Origin of the sequence: Streptomyces sp. NPDC002044 (genome assembly GCF_040296725.1) — a bacterium.
In the GTDB taxonomy this organism is placed as follows: Bacteria; Actinomycetota; Actinomycetes; order Streptomycetales; family Streptomycetaceae; genus Streptomyces; species Streptomyces antarcticus.
In genome coordinates, this window is sequence record NZ_JBEOXU010000136.1 from 1 (window position 1) to 16,745 (window position 16,745).

Sequence of the window (16,745 nt, forward strand, 5' to 3'; positions counted from 1 at the left end):
GTGGTGGGCGGCGGGGCTGCTGGGCGCCTCGTACGGGCTGTGCGGCTGGTCGGTGGTCGAGGGCTCGTACAACCCGATGTGGCTGGACGGGCTGAGTCCCGGCGGCGGCAACCCCTGGGCGCAGCCCGGCCCGGGCTACGGGTACGGCGAGGGTCCCGGCTACGCCGGCTACCCCCAGGGCACGCCGACGGCCAACGGCATGGCCGTCGCCTCCCTGATCCTCGGCATCGCCGGTGTCCTGCTCGGACTCCTCCCGCTGTTCTTCTGGGTCGGCGGCCTCCTCGCCGTCACCGGCCTGGGCCTCGGCATCGCCGCTCTCGTCCGCGCCTCCAACGGCGCCCCGCGCAAGACGATGTCCCTCGTCGGCACCGTGCTGGGCGTCCTCGGCCTCGGCGCGTCCGTCGGCGGGTTCTTCCTCACCGCGTACGTCATGGAGGAGGCGGCCGACCGGATCGAGCGGAGCGTCGACCGCCAGCAGCGCGAGCTGGACGAGCTCTACCCCGAGGACGACGCCTGGCCGTCGGCGTCCCCTTCTCCGTCCCAGGTCCCCGGCCTGGACACCGCGCTGCCCTTCGGCGAGACCTTCGCGTACGACGACGGCGTCAAGGTGAGCCTGTCGGGGCTGAAGAAGTACAAGCCGGAGACGCTGTACGGCCGGGAGAAGGTGAAGAACGCGGTCCAGATGACCGTCACCATCACCAACAACTCCACGAAGCCGCACGAGGTGGTCTACGCCGTGCCCAACGTCCGCGACGACAAGGGCATGACCGCCAAGCTCGTCTTCGACGGCAGCGTGCCGAAGATGATCAGCGGCACGATCCTGCCGGGCGCCTCAGCCAGCGGAGTCGTGGCGTTCGAGGTCCCCGAGGGCACCCAGAGCGTCAGCGCGGACATCTCCGCGGGCAGCCTCCTCGACGACGTGCAGTACACCGGTCCGATCGGCTGATCCGACTGCGGAAAGGGCGGGGCCCAGGACATCGCGTCAGAAAGACGATTAGACTGGGTCCCGTGCCTCAACTACGCCTCGCTCTGAATCAGATCGACTCGCACGTTGGCAACATCGCCGCCAATGCCGACTCGGTCGTCCACTGGACCCGGCACTCCGCCGAGCAGGGCGCCCACCTGGTGGCGTTCCCGGAAATGATGCTGACCGGGTACCCCGTCGAGGACCTCGCCCTGCGCGGATCCTTCGTCGAGGCGTCCCGCACGGCGCTGCGCGAGCTCGCCGAACGCCTCGCGGCCGAGGGTTTCGGCGACCTGCCGGTCGTCGTCGGCTACCTCGACCGCACCGAGCAGGCCGTTCCACGGCTCGGCAAGCCGGCCGGCTCGCCGGAGAACGCGGCGGCCGTCCTGCACCGCGGCCGGGTGGCGCTCCGGTTCGCCAAGCACCACCTCCCCAACTACGGCGTCTTCGACGAGTTCCGGTACTTCGTGCCGGGCGACACCCAGCCGGTCATCCGGGTCCGCGGGGTGGACGTGGCCCTGGCCATCTGCGAGGACCTGTGGCAGGACGGCGGGCGCGTCCCGGCCACCCGCTCGGCCGGGGCCGGGCTGCTGATCTCGATCAACGCCTCCCCCTACGAGCGCGACAAGGACGACGTGCGCCTCGGCCTGGTCCGCAAGCGGGCCCGGGAGGCCGGCTGCACCCTCGCCTACCTCGCCATGATCGGCGGACAGGACGAGCTGGTCTTCGACGGCGACTCGATCGTCGTGGACGGATCCGGCGAGGTCCTGGCCCGCGCTCCGCAGTTCTCCGAGGGGTGCGTGCTGGTCGACCTCGACCTGCCGGCGGCCCGCGCGGACGCCCCCGAGGGCATCGTGGACGACTGTCTGCGGATCGACCGCGTGATCCTCTCCGAGGAGCCCGTGGAGCCGTACGAACCGGTGGTGACCGGAGGCTACGCCGACCGTCTCGACGACGACGAGGAGGTCTACGACGCGCTGGTCGTGGGCCTGCGCGCGTACGTCCGCAAGAACGGGTTCCGGTCCGTCCTGATCGGCCTCTCCGGGGGCATCGACTCCGCGCTCGTCGCCGCCCTCGCCTGCGACGCCGTCGGCGCGCAGAACGTGTACGGCGTCTCCATGCCCTCGAAGTACTCCTCGGAGCACTCCAAGAGCGACGCGGCCGACCTCGCCGACCGCACCGGCCTGAACTTCCGGACCGTGCCGATCGCGCCGATGTTCGACGCGTACATGGGCTCCCTGGGCCTCACCGGCCTCGCCGAGGAGAACCTCCAGGCCCGGCTGCGCGGCACCCTGCTGATGGCGCTCTCCAACCAGGAGGGCCACATCGTGCTGGCCCCGGGCAACAAGTCCGAGCTGGCCGTCGGCTACTCCACCCTGTACGGCGACTCGGTGGGCGCGTACGGACCGATCAAGGACCTCTACAAGACGGACGTCTTCCGGCTCGCCGCCTACCGCAACCGGGCCGCGGCCGAGCGCGGGGAGATCCCGCCGATCCCGGAGAACTCGATGGTGAAGCCGCCGAGCGCCGAGCTGCGCCCGGGCCAGGTCGACACGGACTCGCTGCCGGACTACCCGGTGCTCGACGCGGTCCTGGCGCTGTACGTGGACCGCGACCAGGGGCTGGACGCCATCGTCGCGGCCGGCTTCGACCCGGAGATGGTGGCCCGGACCCTGCGGATGGTGGACGCCGCCGAGTACAAGCGGCGCCAGTACCCGCCGGGCACCAAGATCTCCGCGAAGGGCTTCGGCAAGGACCGCCGGCTGCCCATCACCAACGGCTGGCGCGAGCAGGCGTAGCACCACGCGAAGGGGCCCGGCCGCCGGGAGGGCGGCCGGGCCCCTTCACGCGTGCGGTACGGCGTCCGCGGCTACGGCCTGGCCGTCACCCGGGCCGCGACCGGCAGGTGGTCGCTGCCGGTGCGCGGCAGGGTCCAGGAGGCCTCCGGCTTCATCCCGCGGACCATGATCTGGTCGATCCGGGCCATCGGGAACTGCGCCGGCCAGCTGAATCCGAAGCCGTCGCCCGCCGCGCCCTGCGTGGAACGCATCTGCGAGGTGACCTCGGACAGGGCCCGGTCGTTCATGGTGCCGTTGAGGTCGCCGAGCAGGATGACCTTCTTCAGCGGCTCGGAGGCCAGCGCCGCGCCCAGCGCGTCGGCGCTGTCGTCGCGCTGGTTGGCGGTGAACCCGGCGTTCAGTTTGACCCGTACGGAAGGCAGGTGCGCGACGTAGACACCGACGTCCCCGACCGGGGTGGTCACGGTGGCCCGCATGGCGCGGACCCAGCCCATCTTGATGTCCACGGGCCGGCTGGAGGACAGCGGGTACTTGCTCCACACGCCGACGGTGCCCTCGACGGAGTGGTATTTGTACGTGGCCGCGAGGGCCTTCTCGTAGACCGGGACGGCGCCCGACTTCAGCTCGGTCAGGGCCAGCACGTCGGCCCCGGCCCCCGCGACGGACTCGGCGGTGCCGCGCGGGTCGGTGTTGTCGGCGTCGACGTTGTGGGTGGCGACGGTGAGGTTGCCGCCGGTGCCGGACTTGTCGGTGACCAGGCCGCCGAAGATGTTGGCCCAGACCGCGGCCGTCAGCAGTATCGCGATCAGCGCGGTCGCGGACTTCCGGTACACGGCGCAGGCCAGCAGGACCGGAACGGCCAGGCCCAGCCAGGGCAGGAAGGTCTCGGTGAGGCTGCCGAGGTTGCCCACGTCGTTGGGCAGGTCGGCGTGGAAGACCATGACGAGTGAGATCAGCGCGGCGATGGCGGCCAGCACCAGCCCGCGCCGCCAGATCCCCCGGTCGCCGCGCAGGGCGACCAGACGCCGCCGGAGGCGGGATTCGGAGGGCTCGGGCTCCGAGCCGCCGTTTCCCGTTTCCGTCATGTACGCCTGTGCCATGCCACTGCCCTCACTGCCGTGCTCGCGCTGCGTCCCCGCCCCTTGACCCTAGGCGATGGACGCGGCCTTCCGTGCCGTACGTCACGGCCGCTTTTCGCGACCGTACGTTCCGGAGGACGAACGACCGTGCGCACGGGGTTCCGCTTGTCACGAAACGCGCACATTGGGATCGCGCGGGTCGGGCGTGGCCCGTACCACTTCCGTCCGGGGCCGCCCGGATGCCACCATGGTGGGTGAGTCCGGGGACGCCGTGAGGGCGCCTCGAGATGAACAAGGAGCAGTTGCCATGACGCATGCCGTTTCGCCTGCCCGCGAACCCGCATCAGCGGCTTCCCCCACCCTGTACGGAGGCACGGGCACCCGGCGCATCACCGTCCGCGACCTGACCCTCGCCAAGGAACGCGGCGAGAAGTGGCCCATGCTCACCGCCTACGACGCGATGACCGCGTCCGTCTTCGACGACGCCGGGATCCCGGTCATGCTCGTCGGCGACTCGATGGGCAACTGTCACCTCGGCTACGAGACGACCGTTCCCGTGACGATGGACGAGATGACCCTGCTGTCGGCGGCCGTCGTCCGGGGCACCAGCCGCGCGCTGATCGTCGGCGACCTGCCGTTCGGCTCGTACCAGGAAGGCGCCGTGCAGGCGCTGCGCAGCGCCACCCGCCTGGTCAAGGAGGCCGGGGTCGGCGCGGTCAAGCTGGAGGGCGGCCAGCGTTCGCTGGCCCAGACCGAGCTGATCGTGCAGTCCGGCATCCCGGTCATGTCCCACCTGGGCCTGACCCCGCAGTCCGTCAACGCCATGGGCTACCGGGTGCAGGGGCGCGGGGACGAGGCCGCGCACCAGCTGCTGCGCGACGCGAAGGCGGCGCAGGACGCGGGCGCCTTCGCGGTGGTGCTGGAGCTGGTGCCCGCCGAGCTGGCCGCGGAGGTCACCCGGTCCCTGCACATCCCGACGGTCGGCATCGGCGCCGGCTCGGAGTGCGACGCGCAGGTGCTGGTGTGGACCGACATGATGGGTCTGACCGGTGGGAAGATGCCGAAGTTCGTGAAGCAGTACGCGAACATCCGCAAGACCATGGGGGACGCGGCGAAGGCGTTCGCCGAGGACGTGGTCGGCGGAACGTTCCCTCAGCCGGAGCACGCCTTCCACTGACGAGGTGAGCGGAGCGCACGGCCCGTCGGCGGGAAGGCCGGCGGGCCGTGCGGCTCCCGGCCGCCGGCCGCCGGCCGCGTCGGATCCGTGAGTGCCGTGCCGGTGTCGGTTCCCCGTCGGTTCCCCGTCGGCCGTCTGTCGGTGCTTTGTCAGTGGCGGATGCTCTGATGGTGGCCATGACGCGAAACGACAAGAATCCCAACGCCGTAGAGGTGCGGGGACTGGTCAAGCACTACGGCGAGACCAAAGCCCTGGACGGGGTCGACCTGGACGTCCGCGAGGGCACCGTCCTCGGGGTGCTCGGACCCAACGGCGCGGGCAAGACCACCCTGGTGCGCTGCCTGTCCACCCTGATCGTCCCCGACGCCGGCACCGCCTTCGTCGCCGGCTTCGACGTGGTCCGCCAGCCCCGGCAGCTGCGCCGGACCATTGGCCTGACCGGCCAGTACGCCTCGGTCGACGAGAAGCTCTCCGGCTGGGAGAACCTCTACATGATCGGCCGGCTGCTGGACCTCTCCCGCAAGGGCGCCCGCCTGCGTGCCGACGAGCTGCTGGAGCGGTTCTCCCTCACGGACGCCGCGAAGAAGGCCGTGATGAACTACTCCGGCGGCATGCGCCGCCGGCTCGACCTGGCCGCCTCGATGATCGGCAGCCCGGCCGTGCTGTACCTGGACGAGCCGACCACCGGGCTGGATCCCCGTACCCGCAACGAGGTGTGGGACGAGGTGCAGCGGATGGTCGCCGAGGGGGCCACCGTCCTGCTCACCACCCAGTACATGGAGGAGGCCGAGCAGCTCGCCAGCGAGCTGACGGTCATAGACAAGGGCAAGGTCATCGCGAACGGCAAGGTCGACGAGCTCAAAGCGCGCGTCGGCGGCCGCACGCTGCGGATCCGCCCCTCCGACCCGGCCGACCTGCCGGGCATGGCCCGCTCGCTGGCCGAGGCCGGTCTGGACGGGGTCGCCGGTTCCCAGGCCGTCCCGGACGAGGGCGCCCTGCTGGTCCCGATCCTCGCCGACACGCAGCTGACCGCCGTGGTGAGCCTGCTGGCCTCCCGCGGGTACGGCATCACCGACATCAGCACCTACCTGCCCAGCCTGGACGAGGTGTTCCTGTCCATCACCGGACAGAAGCCCTCCGTCGAGGACTCCGTTCCCGCCGAGAAGACCGAGGAGGTCGCGGTATGAGCACCGTCACCACGAAGCCCGCTCCCGTCGCGGCCGCCCCGGCCGCCGGACCCGTCCCGGCCGGCGAGGGCCGGATCGGCCTGCGCGGCAACCTGCGCCACATCGGCGCCTTGGCCCGGCGCAACGTCCTGCAGATCAAGCAGGACCCGGAGTCGATGTTCGACGTCGTGTTCATGCCGGTCATCTTCACGTTGCTGTTCGTCTTCGTCTTCGGCGGCGCCATCGCCGGCAAGGGCAACCAGGGCGAGTACGTCAACTACGTGGTCCCGGGCCTGATGGCCATGATGGGCATGAACATCGCCATGGGGGTGGGCACCGGGGTCAACGACGACTTCAAGAAGGGCGTGATGGACCGTTTCCGGTCCATGCCCATCGCCCGCTCCTCGGTGCTCATCGCCAAGATCGTGGTCGAGCTCGGCCGGATGATGGTCGCCATCACGATCCTGCTCGGCATGGGCTTCCTGCTCGGCCTGTCGATCAAGTCCTCCGTGCTGGACCTGTTCCTCTCCATCGGACTGGCGGCCGTCTTCGGTTCCTCGCTGATGTGGATCTTCATCCTGCTGGGTCTCAGCATGAAGACCCCCCAGGCCGTCCAGGGCATGGCGATGCTGGTCCTGATGCCGCTGCAGTTCGGCAGCTCGATCTTCGCCCCGACGACGACGATGCCCGGCTGGCTGCAGAGCTTCACCGACGTCAACCCGCTGTCCAACCTGGCCGACGCGGCGCGCGCCCTGATCAACGGGACCCCGCTCGGGAACTCCGTGTGGATCACGCTCGCCTGGTCGGTCGGCATCACGCTGGTGACGATGCCGCTGGCCGTCCGCAAGTTCCGCCAGAAGACCTGACCCGCGGGCCGGTCCGTTCCGGATCGCGTCCCGGACGGACCCCGCCGAGGGCCGGGTCAGATGAGGGCGGTGGCCTCCTCCAGGGTGAGGCCGCCGCCTTCGGCGTACGCCGCCTCGTACGCCGCGTCGCCCAGCGCCGCCCGCGCCAGTTTCTCGGCGAGGGCGGCTTCCGCGCGTTCGGTGGTGACGGGGACGTGCCCGGGCGGCAGGTGGCACCGGTAGGCGCCGACGAGGCGCGCGGCGTCATGCGGCCGCTCCGGGCCGCCGGGCGAGGCGAGGGAGACGGACGCCGTCAGCAGGTAGACGGCGGGCAGTTGCGGGGCCACCATCAGCGCCAGCGGGTCCCGGGCGGCGGGCGCCCCGCCGCGGAGCACGCCGAGCGCGTCCTCGAACGCGCCCTCCTGGTTGTCCAGCCAGGCGATCGTGGCGAGGAGGAACACCTCGAAGACGGCGTAGGCGCCGAAGGAGAACTCCTCGCGCAGCGTCTGGATCTGGGCGCGGGCCTCGGGGATGCGGCCGGTGCGGCCGAGGAGGGTCGCGAGGAACATCCGGGCGGCGGGCATGGCGTCGTTGCCGGACATCCGGACGGTGGCGGTGATCTCCGTGAGGATCTCCTCGGCCTCCTCGGACCGGCCGGCCTCGGCGAGGGTCCCGGCCATCCGTACGCGCAGCACGGTGACCTGGGCCTTGGCTCCGAGCCGCTCGGCGTGCTCGATCGCGGCCCGGAAGTCCTGGGTGGCCGCCGCGTACAGGCCGCGCTTCTCCAGCGACTCGGCGCGGGCGGAGAGCGCCTCGGCACAGCCCCAGTCGTCGCCCAGCTCCCGGAAGAGGGCCAGGCTCTGGTCGGCGTCGCGGGCGGCGTCGCCGCCCCAGTCGGCGCGGTTGGCGAGGATGTTGGCGCGCATCTGGAGCGCCGAGGCGAGCTCCCAGTCGTAGCCGAGCTCGCGGGCGATGTCCACGGTCTCGTCCACGACCCGGCGCAGCAGGCCGGCGTCTCCGGCGATCATGACGGCGTAGACCCACAGGCCCGCGGGGGTGCGGCAGGTCTGCGGGAGCCCCGGCCGGTACACGTCGAGCATCCGCTCCACCTGGGTGCGGACCTCGGGCGTGTCCCAGGAGCCGTCGGCCTGGTCGCGGGAGGCCAGGCGGATCATCTGGACGCCGCGCCAGCCCTCGGTCAGCAGCTCCCCGGCGTAGGGCGGCGGCGCGTCCACGATGCGCTCGTACACGGGCCCGGCCGGGACGGCGGGCGCCGCGAAGGGGTCGGGACCGAGGGTGGCGGCCGCCTCGGACCAGTGGCGGGACTCGGCCCGCAGGTCGTGCATGTGCCAGTACCAGACGAGGGAGTGGACCAGGCACAGCACCTCTTGGGCGGCGCGGGCGGCGACGGCCCGGCGCAGGGCGGTGCGCAGGTTCTCGTACTCGGTGGCGACGAGGCCGGCGGCCGCGCGCTGGCCGTGGCCGCGCAGCCGGGGCTCGGTGGTGCGGGCGAGTTCGCGGTAGTGGACGAGGTGGCGGCGCTCGGTGGCCGCGCGGTCGTCCCCGGCGCCGGCGAGGCGTTCGGCGGCGTACTCGGCGACGGTCTCCAGCAGGCGGTAGCGCATGCCGGAGCCGTCCGGGCCGGGGGCGGCGACGACGAGGGACTTGTCGACGAGGGAGCCGAGCACGTCGGCCGTGTCGTACGAGGGGTCGGCGCAGACCGCCTCGGCGGCGGTCAGGTCGCAGCCGCCGGCGAAGACGGAGAGCCGGCGCAGGACGGCGCGCTCGGGCTCGTCGAGCAGGTCCCAGGACCAGTCGACGACGGCCCGCAGCGTCTGCTGGCGGGGCAGGACCGTGCGCGCGCCGCCGGTCAGGAGCCGGAAGCGGTCGTCCAGCCGGTCGGCGATCTGCCGCGGGGTGAGCAGCCGCAGCCGGGCCGCGGCCAGCTCGATCGCCAGCGGCAGCCCGTCCAGGCGCCGGCAGATCTCCACTGCGGCGGCCGGATCCTCGTCGACGCCGAAGCCGGGCCGGGCGGCGGCCCCGCGGTCGTTCAGCAGGCGCAGCGCCACCGGGTCGGGCAGCGGCTCCACCGGGCGCAGGGACTCCCCCGGCACGCCGAGGGGCTCGCGGCTGGTGGCGAGGATCTGCACGCCCGGGCAGTGGGTGAGGAGCCGCTCGGCGAGTACGGCGGCGGCGCCGATGACGTGCTCGCAGTTGTCGAGCAGCAGCAGGAGCCGGCGCCGCGCGCAGTGCTCGACGAGGCGGTCGAGGGCGTCGTCCCCGACACGGTCGGTGAGCGCCCGCATCTCCTCGACGGAGGCGCCGCGCAGCTTGGTCTCGCGCGCGCCGAGCGCGGCGAGGGCCGCCTCGGCGACGTCCTCCGGGTCGTCGACGGGCGCGAGCTCGACCAGCCAGACCCCGTCCGGCCAGGCCCCGTCCGGCCGGCCGGTGCCGGCGTGGGCCTCGGCGGACTCCTGGGACAGCCGGGTCTTCCCGGCGCCACCGGGGCCGAGCAGGGTGACGAGGCGGGCCCGCGCGAGGTCGGCCCCGATGACGCGGATGTCGTCCTCGCGTCCGACGAAGGTGGTGAGCCGGGCCCGCAGGTTCCCCGGCCGGTCCGGGCCGCCGGAGCGGGCGGCGGGGGCGGGGGCCTGCGGTACGGCGGCGGGTCCGGCCGCGGGTCCGGCCGCGGGTCCGGCCGCGGGCGGGGCCACGGGCGCCGGGGGCGGGGGCGGGGGCGACAGGAGTGCGGTGTGCAGGGCACGCAGCTCGGGGCCCGGGTCGGCGCCCAGGCGGGTGGCCAGGTCCCGGCGGACCTCGTCGTAGGCGGCCAGTGCCTGCGCCGGCCGGCCGGTGTCCCGCAGCGCGCGGATGCGCAGCGCCTGGAGCGGCTCGTCCAGCGGCTGTCCGGCGCACAGCGCGGTCAGCTCGGGCAGGACGTGCTCCGCCCCGCCCAGGGCGAGGGCCGCGGTGAGGCGGCCGCGGCGCGCGTCCGTCCGTACGGTGTCCCAGCGCGCGGACTCCGCGGCCGCCGGGTCCGGCAGGTCGGCCAGGGCGGGGCCGCGCCACAGCGCGAGCGCGTCCTCGTAGAGGACGCCGGCCTTGGCCGCGTCCCCCTCGGCGAGCGCGGAGGCGCCGTCCCGGGCGAGCCGCTCGAAGCGGTACAGGTCGATGTCCTCGCGCTCGGCGGCGAGCAGGTAGCCGCCCTCAGCGGACCGCACGGCCGTGTGCCCCAGCGCCCGCCGCAGCCGGGCGACCAGGGCCTGGAGGGCGGCGGGCGCGTCGGCGGGCGGATCGGCGTCCCACACCTGGTCGATCAGCAGGTGCGCCGGCACCGCCCGTCCCGGCCGGAGCGCGAGGGCCGTCAGGAGCGCCCGCAGGCGCGCTCCGCCGACGGCGACGGGGCTCCCGTCGTCGCGGAGGGCCAGGGTGGTGCCGAGGATCGCGTAACGCACCGGGCCATTGTCCCCGGAGCGGGACCCCGACCCGAACCCCTTTACGCCCGGGGCACGGGATAGGTTTCGCCGCATGGGTCATCAGGGAGGCCGCGGCGAGCGGCGGATCAGCGCAGTGTTCCTCGGTATCGCGGCCGTCATGGCGGTCACCGGGTGGGCGGTGTGGACGGGGTACTCGACGAGCGCCGGCCTGGCCGTGTTCCTCTTCGTGACCTCGGCGTGGATCGTCTCCCTGTGCCTGCACGAGTACGCGCACGCCCGCACCGCGCTGCACGGCGGTGACCTCTCGGTGGGCGCCAAGGGCTACCTGACGCTGAACCCCCTGAAGTACACGCACGCGCTGCTCAGCATCGTCCTGCCGGTGCTCTTCGTGATCCTGGGCGGGATCGGTCTGCCCGGCGGCGCGGTGTTCATCGAGCGCGACCGGATCCAGGGCCGCTGGAAGCACAGCCTGATCTCGGCGGCGGGCCCGCTGACGAACGTGGCCTTCGCGGTCGTCTGCACGGCCCCGTTCTGGCTGGACGCGCTGGACGGGGTCCCGCTGGAGTTCCGCTTCGCGCTCGCGTTCCTCGCCCTGCTCCAGGTCTCGGCGGCGATCCTGAACTTCCTGCCGGTGCCGGGCCTCGACGGCTACGGGGTCATCGAGCCCTGGCTGTCGCACCGGGTGCGCCGCGAGATGGCGCCGCTGGCCCAGTTCGGCCTGATCGCGGTGTTCGCGCTGCTGTGGATTCCGGAAGTGAACACGTTCTTCTTCGACGTGGTGCGCGGGCTGCTGTCCGCGCTGGGGGTCCCGGACCTGGACACGTACTGCGGCCGCGAGCTCTACCGCTTCTGGCAGGACGCCGACGGCGTCTGCGCGCTGCCCGGGAGCTGACCGGGCCGGGCCCGGCGGGATCCGGAAGGGAAGCGGAAGGGAAGTGGAAAGGAAGCGCTAGACGGTGGTGCGGGTGGCGGCGGCCTTCTCGGCCTTGGCCTTGCGCTGGTAGTACCAGGCCAGGTTGGACGTGAGGCCGGCCAGCAGGACCCAGATGATCCCGAGGAAGCTGCCCTCCACGAAGGCGACGACGGCCGCGGCCACGGCGAGGACGCAGACGACTACGGCGAAGACGGCAAGGCGGGGCATGGGAAGAGCTCCTCGGAAACACGGGACGGGGTAGAGCCCCACCAGTGTCCCCCATGCCCCGCAGTGCTTCCGTAAGGACACCATCGGTCACGTCCGGTCCCCTTTTGTCCCGTGCCCGTTTTCCGTACGGCGGCCCGTGCGCGGCCCCGCCCCCGCGGACGTGACCGCGGACGTGACCGCGAACGCCACCTCGGGGTCACCAGGAGGTGATCGGGGCGTCCGGGGTGGTGGCCAGGGCGGTGAGGGCGTCGAGGAAGGAGGCGGCGAGGGCGCGTCCGGTGTCCGGGGCGAACAGGTCCGTGGCGTAGGTGAGGTGGCCGGTGATGGCACCCTCGGGCGTTTCGTCGAGGTAGAGGCCCAGGTCGAACTTGGCGACCGACAGGGACACCTGGTCGGTGCGGCCGCGCAGGCCGGGCATCCCGACCGGCAGGTGCGCCCCGCCCGCGAAGGCGAGGACGACCTGGAACAGCGGGTGGTGGGAGGAGCTGCGGCGCGGGTTGAGGGCGCCGACCAGCTGGTCGAACGGGACGTCCTGGTGGGCGTACGCCTCCAGGGCGGCCGCGCGGACGCGGGCCAGGAGCTCGCGGTGGGTGGGGGCGCCCGAGGTGTCGGTGCGCAGGACCAGCATGTTGACGAAGAAGCCGACCAGGTCGTCGAGGTCGCTGTGGCCGCGGCCGCTGACGGGGGTGCCGATCGGAACGTCCTCGCCGGCTCCGGCGCGGGTGAGGGCCGCGGCCAGGGCGGTCTGGAGGAGCATGAAGACGGTGCTGCCGGTCTCCTGGGCCAGGGCCTTGAGACGGCGGGTGAGGGCGGCGCCGACGGTGACGGGTTCGGCCGCGCCCCGGTGGGAGGCGCGGGCGGGGCGGGGGAAGTCGGTGGGCAGCGGCAGCGGGTCGGGCAGGCCGGCCAGGGCGGGGCGCCAGTGGGCGAGCCGGTCCTCCAGGGTGCGGGAGACGCACGCGCGCTCCCACAGGGCGAAGTCGGCGTACTGGACGGGCAGCGGGGTGTGGTCCGGGGCGCGTCCCGCGAGGCGGGCGGCGTAGGCGTCGCAGAGGTCGCGGACCAGGGGGCGCACGGACCAGCCGTCTCCGATGATGTGGTGCACGACCAGCATCAGGACGTGGGTGCCGGGCTCGTCCTCGACGGTGAGCAGGGTGGCGCGCAGCGGCGGGGCGGCCATGACGTCGAAGGCGTGCCGGGCGGCGGCCCGCTCGGCTTCGGCGAGGCCGGCGCGCGGGCAGGCGAGGGCGTGCAGGACGGGGCGGGCCTCCTCCGGGGTGAGGACGCGCTGGTAGGGGACGCCGCGGAGTTCCGGGAAGACGGTGCGCAGGGGCTCGTGGCGGGCCACGAGGTCGCCGAGGGCCGCTTCGAGGGCCGCGGTGTCGAGGGCGCCGGTGAGGCGGACGGCGACGGGGATGTTGTAGGTGGGGCTGGGGCCGTGGAGCAGTGCGAGGTACCACAGTCCTTCCTGCGTGAAGGAGAGCGGCGGGTGCTCGGGGCGCTCGATGCCGCCCAGTACGGGGACTGCGGCCTGGTCGGGGACGGCCGGGGCCGGGGTGCCGGCCGGGGGTGCGGACGGGGCGGCCGGAGACGGGTCCGCGGTCAGGGCGGCGGCGAGGGCGGCCGGACTGGGGTGGCGGAAGAGCGTGCGGATGGTGAGGTTCAGGCCGGGGACCTGCCGGGAGCGGGTGACCAGGCGCATGGCGGAGAGGGAGTCGCCGCCGCTGTCGAAGAAGCTGTCGTGGTCGCCGATGCCGGACCGGCCGAGGACCTCCTCGAACAGGGAGCGGAGGGTGGCGGTGCGGGTTCCGGCGGCGGGGGCGGTGCCGGCGGGCGGGGGCGTGGTCATGGGGGTCCTTAGAGGAGGTCCTGGAGCAGCCGGGTGAGGACGCGGCGGAAGCGCCCGGCCAGGTCGTGGGCGTGTTCGGCCGTGAAGGCGTCGGCGGAGAGGCGGAGTTCGCCCCGGACGTTGCCGACGGTGCTCCAGCCGAACTCCCACTGGGCGGGGAAGACCACCCAGGCGCGCGGGACCGGCAGGAGCGTGCAGCGGGCTCCGGCCAGCCGCAGGCGCAGCGGCTCGTGGTCGATGTTGACGACGTGCAGGAAGAGGGGGGCGGAGTCGAAGGAGTGGCGCGCTCCGGCCGCGGCGAGGATCCGGGAGTACGGCAGTTCCTTGCGGGTGAGCGACTCCTCCATGGCGGCGGCATGGGCCCGTACGGTCCCGGCGGGGCCGGCGGTCGCGTCCAGGCGGGTGCGGACGGGCAGGGTGTTCAGCAACGGGCCTACGGCCGCGCGCAGTTCCGGCCGGTCGCGCAGGGCGGTGGGCAGCCCGATCACCGTCTCGCCACCGCCCGGGGCAGCGATGGTGTGGGAGACGGCGGTGAACAGCACCGCGGAGGGCGAGACCTGGGCGGTGCGGGCGAGTTCGCGTATGCCCGCGGTGTCGTCGGCGTCCAGGGCGAGGCCGAGGGAGATGCGCGTGCAGCGGTCCGCCTCGGGCGGCGGGATCCGCCGGGGGTAGGGCTGGGGGGCGGTGCCGCGCAGCCGGGCGGCCCACCAGGCGGCGTCGCCGTCGGGGCGCGCCGGTCCGGGCGCGGGGCCGGACCGGCCTCGCGCGGAACCGCCGGGCGGGGGCGGTGCGGGGCGCTCCTCGGCGGGGCGCTCCTCCGCCCGGTGGGGTCCCTCGGCGCGGGCGTGGGCGAAGAAGTCGGGGCCGGGCGCGGGCCGCGGGAGGCGGCCGTCGCGCGCCAGGGCGGCGTAGGCCGCGCCGATGTCGCGCAGCATCAGGGCCTGGGACACGCTGTCGCCCGCCACGTGGTGCACGGCGAGCGCGAAGAGGTGCCGGTCCGGGCCGGTGGTGGCCAGCGCGGCCCGGACCGGTACCTCACGGCCCAGGTCGAACGGGGCGTTGAGGAAGGCGGCGAGGGCCGGGTCGGTGCCGGGTGCGCGCCCCGGGGCCCGGTCCGGGACGGGGCGGTGCAGCGACGGCATGGGCGCGGCGTCGCCCAGGACCCGCGCGTGGGTGCCGTCGTAGAGGGAGCACAGCACGGGGTGCCGGCGTACGACGTGGTGCAGGGCCCGTTCGAGGAGGTCCGCGTCGACGCGGCCGGTGATCTCGAAGCAGAGCGGCATCGTGTAGACGGGCAGCTCTTCGAGGGCCTCGTGGGCGAGCATCGAGCGCTGCATGTCGGACAGCGGCGTACGGTGCCCGGCCTCGCGGGCGGGGTGCGGTGCGGTCAGGGTGGCTGTCATCGGGTCACGGCTCCCGCGGGGTGGGGTTCAGTCCGGCCGCCCGGAGCCAGCCGGCGAAGTCCGGGGCGCGCAGCAGTCCGCCGGGCGGGAGTTCGAGACCGGTGCTCTCGCGGATCCGGGTGGCGATGCGCAGGGCGAGGAGGGAGTGGCCGCCGAGGGACAGGAAGTCGTCCTCGTCGCGGACGGCACCGACGCCGAGGGCGCGGCGCCAGATCTCGCGCAGCCGTTCCGCGGTGGCCGTGCCGGCGGTCTCCTCCGGTTCGGCGGGCCGGCCGCAGGGGCGCGGGAGGCCCGCGCGGTCGACCTTGCCATTGGCCAGCCGGGGCAGTTCCGGCAGCAGGATCGTCCGGTCGGGGCGCAGGGCGGGCGGCAGGGTGCGGGCGGCCCAGGCGCGGATGTCCTCGGCGGTCAGGGGGCTCCCGGACGGGCCGGCGGCTCCTTCCCGGGCGGTGGCTCCGGCCGCGGGGACGACGTAGGCGAGGAGGCGGGGTTCGGAGTCGGGGCCGGGGTCGGCGACGACCAGGGCGTCGAGGACCCCGTCGTGGCGGGCGAGGGCGGCGGCGACCTCCCCGGGCTCCACCCGTACCCCGCGGATCTTGACCTGGTCGTCGGTGCGGCCGTGGTATTCGAGGTAGCCGGCGGGGTGGAGGCGGACCAGGTCGCCGGTGCGGTAGAGGGTGCGGCGGGAGCCGGGGGGCACGCCGGGGTCGGGCAGGAAGCGCTCGGCGGTGCGGGCGGGGTCGAGGTAGCCGTGGGCGACGGGGACGCCGCCGACCCAGAGTTCGCCGGTCTCGCCGGCCGGGACGGGGGTCAGGTCGGCGGCGAGGACGTGGAGTTCGGCGCCGTCGACGGGGCGGCCGATGGGGGCGACAGGCCCGTCGTGGCCTTCGCGGGCGTCCCAGTAGGAGACGTTCACGGAGGTCTCGGTGGGCCCGTACTGGTTGAACAGCAGGCACTCGGGCAGGATCCGCCGGAACGCGCGCACCAGGTCGGTCCCCAGGGCCTCGCCGCCGCAGAACAGCAGGCGCAGATCGAGGCAGTCGGCGAGTTCGGGCTCGGCCAGGAGGTAGCGCAGGACGGACGGCACGAAGTGGGCCGCGGTGATCCGGGCGTCCTGCATCAGGCGGGCCAGGCCGAGGCTGTCGTACTGGAGTCCGGGCGGGGCGATGACCAGGGTGCCGCCGACGGTGAGCGGGGCGAAGATCTCGTGCAGCGAGGCGTCGAAGGAGACGGACGCCTTGTGCAGGACCCGGTCGCCGGAGTGGAAGGCGTACTGGCGCCGGCCCCAGCTGATCCGGTTGACCAGCCCGGCGTGGTGCAGGCGGACGCCTTTGGGGCGGCCGGTGGAGCCGGAGGTGAACAGGATCATCGCGGGGTCGCCGCCGTCGGGGCCGGTGCGGGCCTCCCGGGCGGTCCGTACGGGCCCTTCGGAGGCGGCGGGGGCGCAGGCGCCGCGGGTGCGGAGCGTGGTCCAGCGGCCCGGGCTGCGCTCCTCGTCCGGGTGGTGTCCGGTGTCGCGGCCCCGCAGCACCAGGCGGGGGCGGGCCTGCGCGAGCATCCAGTCGATGCGCTCGGCCGGGTACTCCGGGTCCAGGGGTACGGCGACGGCGCCGAGCGAGAAGGCGGCGAGCAGGGCGACGACGTAGTCGGCCGAGCGGTGGAAGTAGAGGCCGACGGGGTCGCCGGCCCGGATCCCGCGGCCGGCGAGGATCTCCTCGGCCGCGGCGATCCGGCGCCAGAGTTCGGCATAGCCGATCTCGCCGTCCTGGCTGATCAGGGCCGGGACGGGGGGCGACGACCAGGAGGACGTCGAGCTACTCCGTGCCGGGCGCGGCCGGGGTGTCGTCCTCGTACTCCGCGAGCGTGCGCTGGAGCCGCGCGGCCA

12 protein-coding genes are annotated in these 16,745 nt (G+C 73.9%); 6 read left to right on the forward strand and 6 right to left on the reverse strand.

The annotated features are described in order from the left end of the window. Positions 1-682: 682 nt before the first annotated feature. On the forward strand, positions 683-946 hold the full coding sequence (locus ABT106_RS32195) for a DUF4352 domain-containing protein (protein ID WP_502979479.1): 264 nt from the start codon (positions 683-685) through the stop codon (positions 944-946). 62 nt (positions 947-1,008) lie between these two features. Next, positions 1,009-2,763 carry an NAD+ synthase gene (locus ABT106_RS25755; RefSeq protein WP_351281682.1) on the forward strand — a complete coding sequence of 585 codons (1,755 nt, stop codon included), beginning with the start codon at positions 1,009-1,011 and terminating at the stop codon, positions 2,761-2,763. Positions 2,764-2,834: 71 nt separating this feature from the next. Here ABT106_RS25755 and ABT106_RS25760 read toward each other — a convergent pair whose 3' ends face one another. Next, the gene (locus ABT106_RS25760) at positions 2,835-3,863 is read right to left on the reverse strand and encodes an endonuclease/exonuclease/phosphatase family protein (RefSeq protein WP_351281684.1); all 1,029 of its coding nucleotides are present in this window, start codon (positions 3,861-3,863) and stop codon (positions 2,835-2,837) included. Between the two features lie 286 nt (positions 3,864-4,149). Here ABT106_RS25760 and panB point away from each other — a divergent pair, with 286 nt between their 5' ends. From panB to ABT106_RS25775, 3 genes are all read left to right on the forward strand, one after another. Next, complete coding sequence (gene panB / locus ABT106_RS25765; RefSeq protein ID WP_351281687.1) at positions 4,150-5,019, forward strand: 3-methyl-2-oxobutanoate hydroxymethyltransferase; 870 nt, start codon at positions 4,150-4,152, stop codon at positions 5,017-5,019. A gap of 167 nt (positions 5,020-5,186) precedes the next feature. After that, complete coding sequence (locus ABT106_RS25770; RefSeq protein ID WP_502979478.1) at positions 5,187-6,206, forward strand: ATP-binding cassette domain-containing protein; 1,020 nt, start codon at positions 5,187-5,189, stop codon at positions 6,204-6,206. Continuing rightward, the gene (locus ABT106_RS25775; protein ID WP_351281693.1) at positions 6,203-7,051 is read left to right on the forward strand and encodes an ABC transporter permease; all 849 of its coding nucleotides are present in this window, start codon (positions 6,203-6,205) and stop codon (positions 7,049-7,051) included. The genes ABT106_RS25770 and ABT106_RS25775 overlap by 4 nt, the downstream gene beginning before the upstream one ends. A 56-nt stretch (positions 7,052-7,107) precedes the next feature. Here ABT106_RS25775 and ABT106_RS25780 read toward each other — a convergent pair whose 3' ends face one another. Further along, positions 7,108-10,485, reverse strand: coding sequence for an AfsR/SARP family transcriptional regulator (locus tag ABT106_RS25780; protein ID WP_351281696.1), 3,378 nt, complete (start codon positions 10,483-10,485; stop codon positions 7,108-7,110). Positions 10,486-10,558: 73 nt separating this feature from the next. Between ABT106_RS25780 and ABT106_RS25785 the strand changes: the two genes are divergently transcribed. Next, positions 10,559-11,359 (forward strand): site-2 protease family protein, encoded by an 801-nt coding sequence (locus ABT106_RS25785; RefSeq protein WP_351281699.1) that lies wholly within the window; start codon positions 10,559-10,561, stop codon positions 11,357-11,359. Positions 11,360-11,416: 57 nt separating this feature from the next. Here ABT106_RS25785 and ABT106_RS25790 read toward each other — a convergent pair whose 3' ends face one another. From ABT106_RS25790 to ABT106_RS25805, 4 genes are all read right to left on the reverse strand, one after another. Further along, positions 11,417-11,608 (reverse strand): hypothetical protein, encoded by a 192-nt coding sequence (locus tag ABT106_RS25790; RefSeq protein ID WP_351281701.1) that lies wholly within the window; start codon positions 11,606-11,608, stop codon positions 11,417-11,419. Positions 11,609-11,804: 196 nt separating this feature from the next. After that, positions 11,805-13,457 (reverse strand): condensation domain-containing protein, encoded by a 1,653-nt coding sequence (locus ABT106_RS25795; protein WP_351281704.1) that lies wholly within the window; start codon positions 13,455-13,457, stop codon positions 11,805-11,807. 8 nt (positions 13,458-13,465) lie between these two features. Continuing rightward, complete coding sequence (locus ABT106_RS25800) at positions 13,466-14,860, reverse strand: condensation domain-containing protein (protein ID WP_351281707.1); 1,395 nt, start codon at positions 14,858-14,860, stop codon at positions 13,466-13,468. Positions 14,861-14,864: 4 nt separating this feature from the next. Continuing rightward, positions 14,865-16,745: non-ribosomal peptide synthetase (locus ABT106_RS25805; RefSeq protein WP_351281709.1), on the reverse strand; the 1,881-nt coding region annotated here is incomplete at its 5' end.

What these genes read in the sequence shown, in the direction of transcription:
- ABT106_RS25775 (WP_351281693.1), top strand. Translation starts at nt 6,203, where the DNA reads ATGAGCACCGTCACCACGAAGCCCGCTCCCGTCGCGGCCGCCCCGGCC.
- ABT106_RS25790 (WP_351281701.1), bottom strand. Translation starts at nt 11,608, where the DNA reads ATGCCCCGCCTTGCCGTCTTCGCCGTAGTCGTCTGCGTCCTCGCCGTG.
- ABT106_RS25770 (WP_502979478.1), top strand. Translation starts at nt 5,187, where the DNA reads ATGGTGGCCATGACGCGAAACGACAAGAATCCCAACGCCGTAGAGGTG.
- ABT106_RS25785 (WP_351281699.1), top strand. Translation starts at nt 10,559, where the DNA reads ATGGGTCATCAGGGAGGCCGCGGCGAGCGGCGGATCAGCGCAGTGTTC.
- ABT106_RS25795 (WP_351281704.1), bottom strand. Translation starts at nt 13,457, where the DNA reads ATGACCACGCCCCCGCCCGCCGGCACCGCCCCCGCCGCCGGAACCCGC.
- ABT106_RS25760 (WP_351281684.1), bottom strand. Translation starts at nt 3,863, where the DNA reads ATGGCACAGGCGTACATGACGGAAACGGGAAACGGCGGCTCGGAGCCC.
- ABT106_RS32195 (WP_502979479.1), top strand. Translation starts at nt 683, where the DNA reads ATGACCGTCACCATCACCAACAACTCCACGAAGCCGCACGAGGTGGTC.
- ABT106_RS25800 (WP_351281707.1), bottom strand. Translation starts at nt 14,860, where the DNA reads ATGACAGCCACCCTGACCGCACCGCACCCCGCCCGCGAGGCCGGGCAC.
- panB (WP_351281687.1), top strand. Translation starts at nt 4,150, where the DNA reads ATGACGCATGCCGTTTCGCCTGCCCGCGAACCCGCATCAGCGGCTTCC.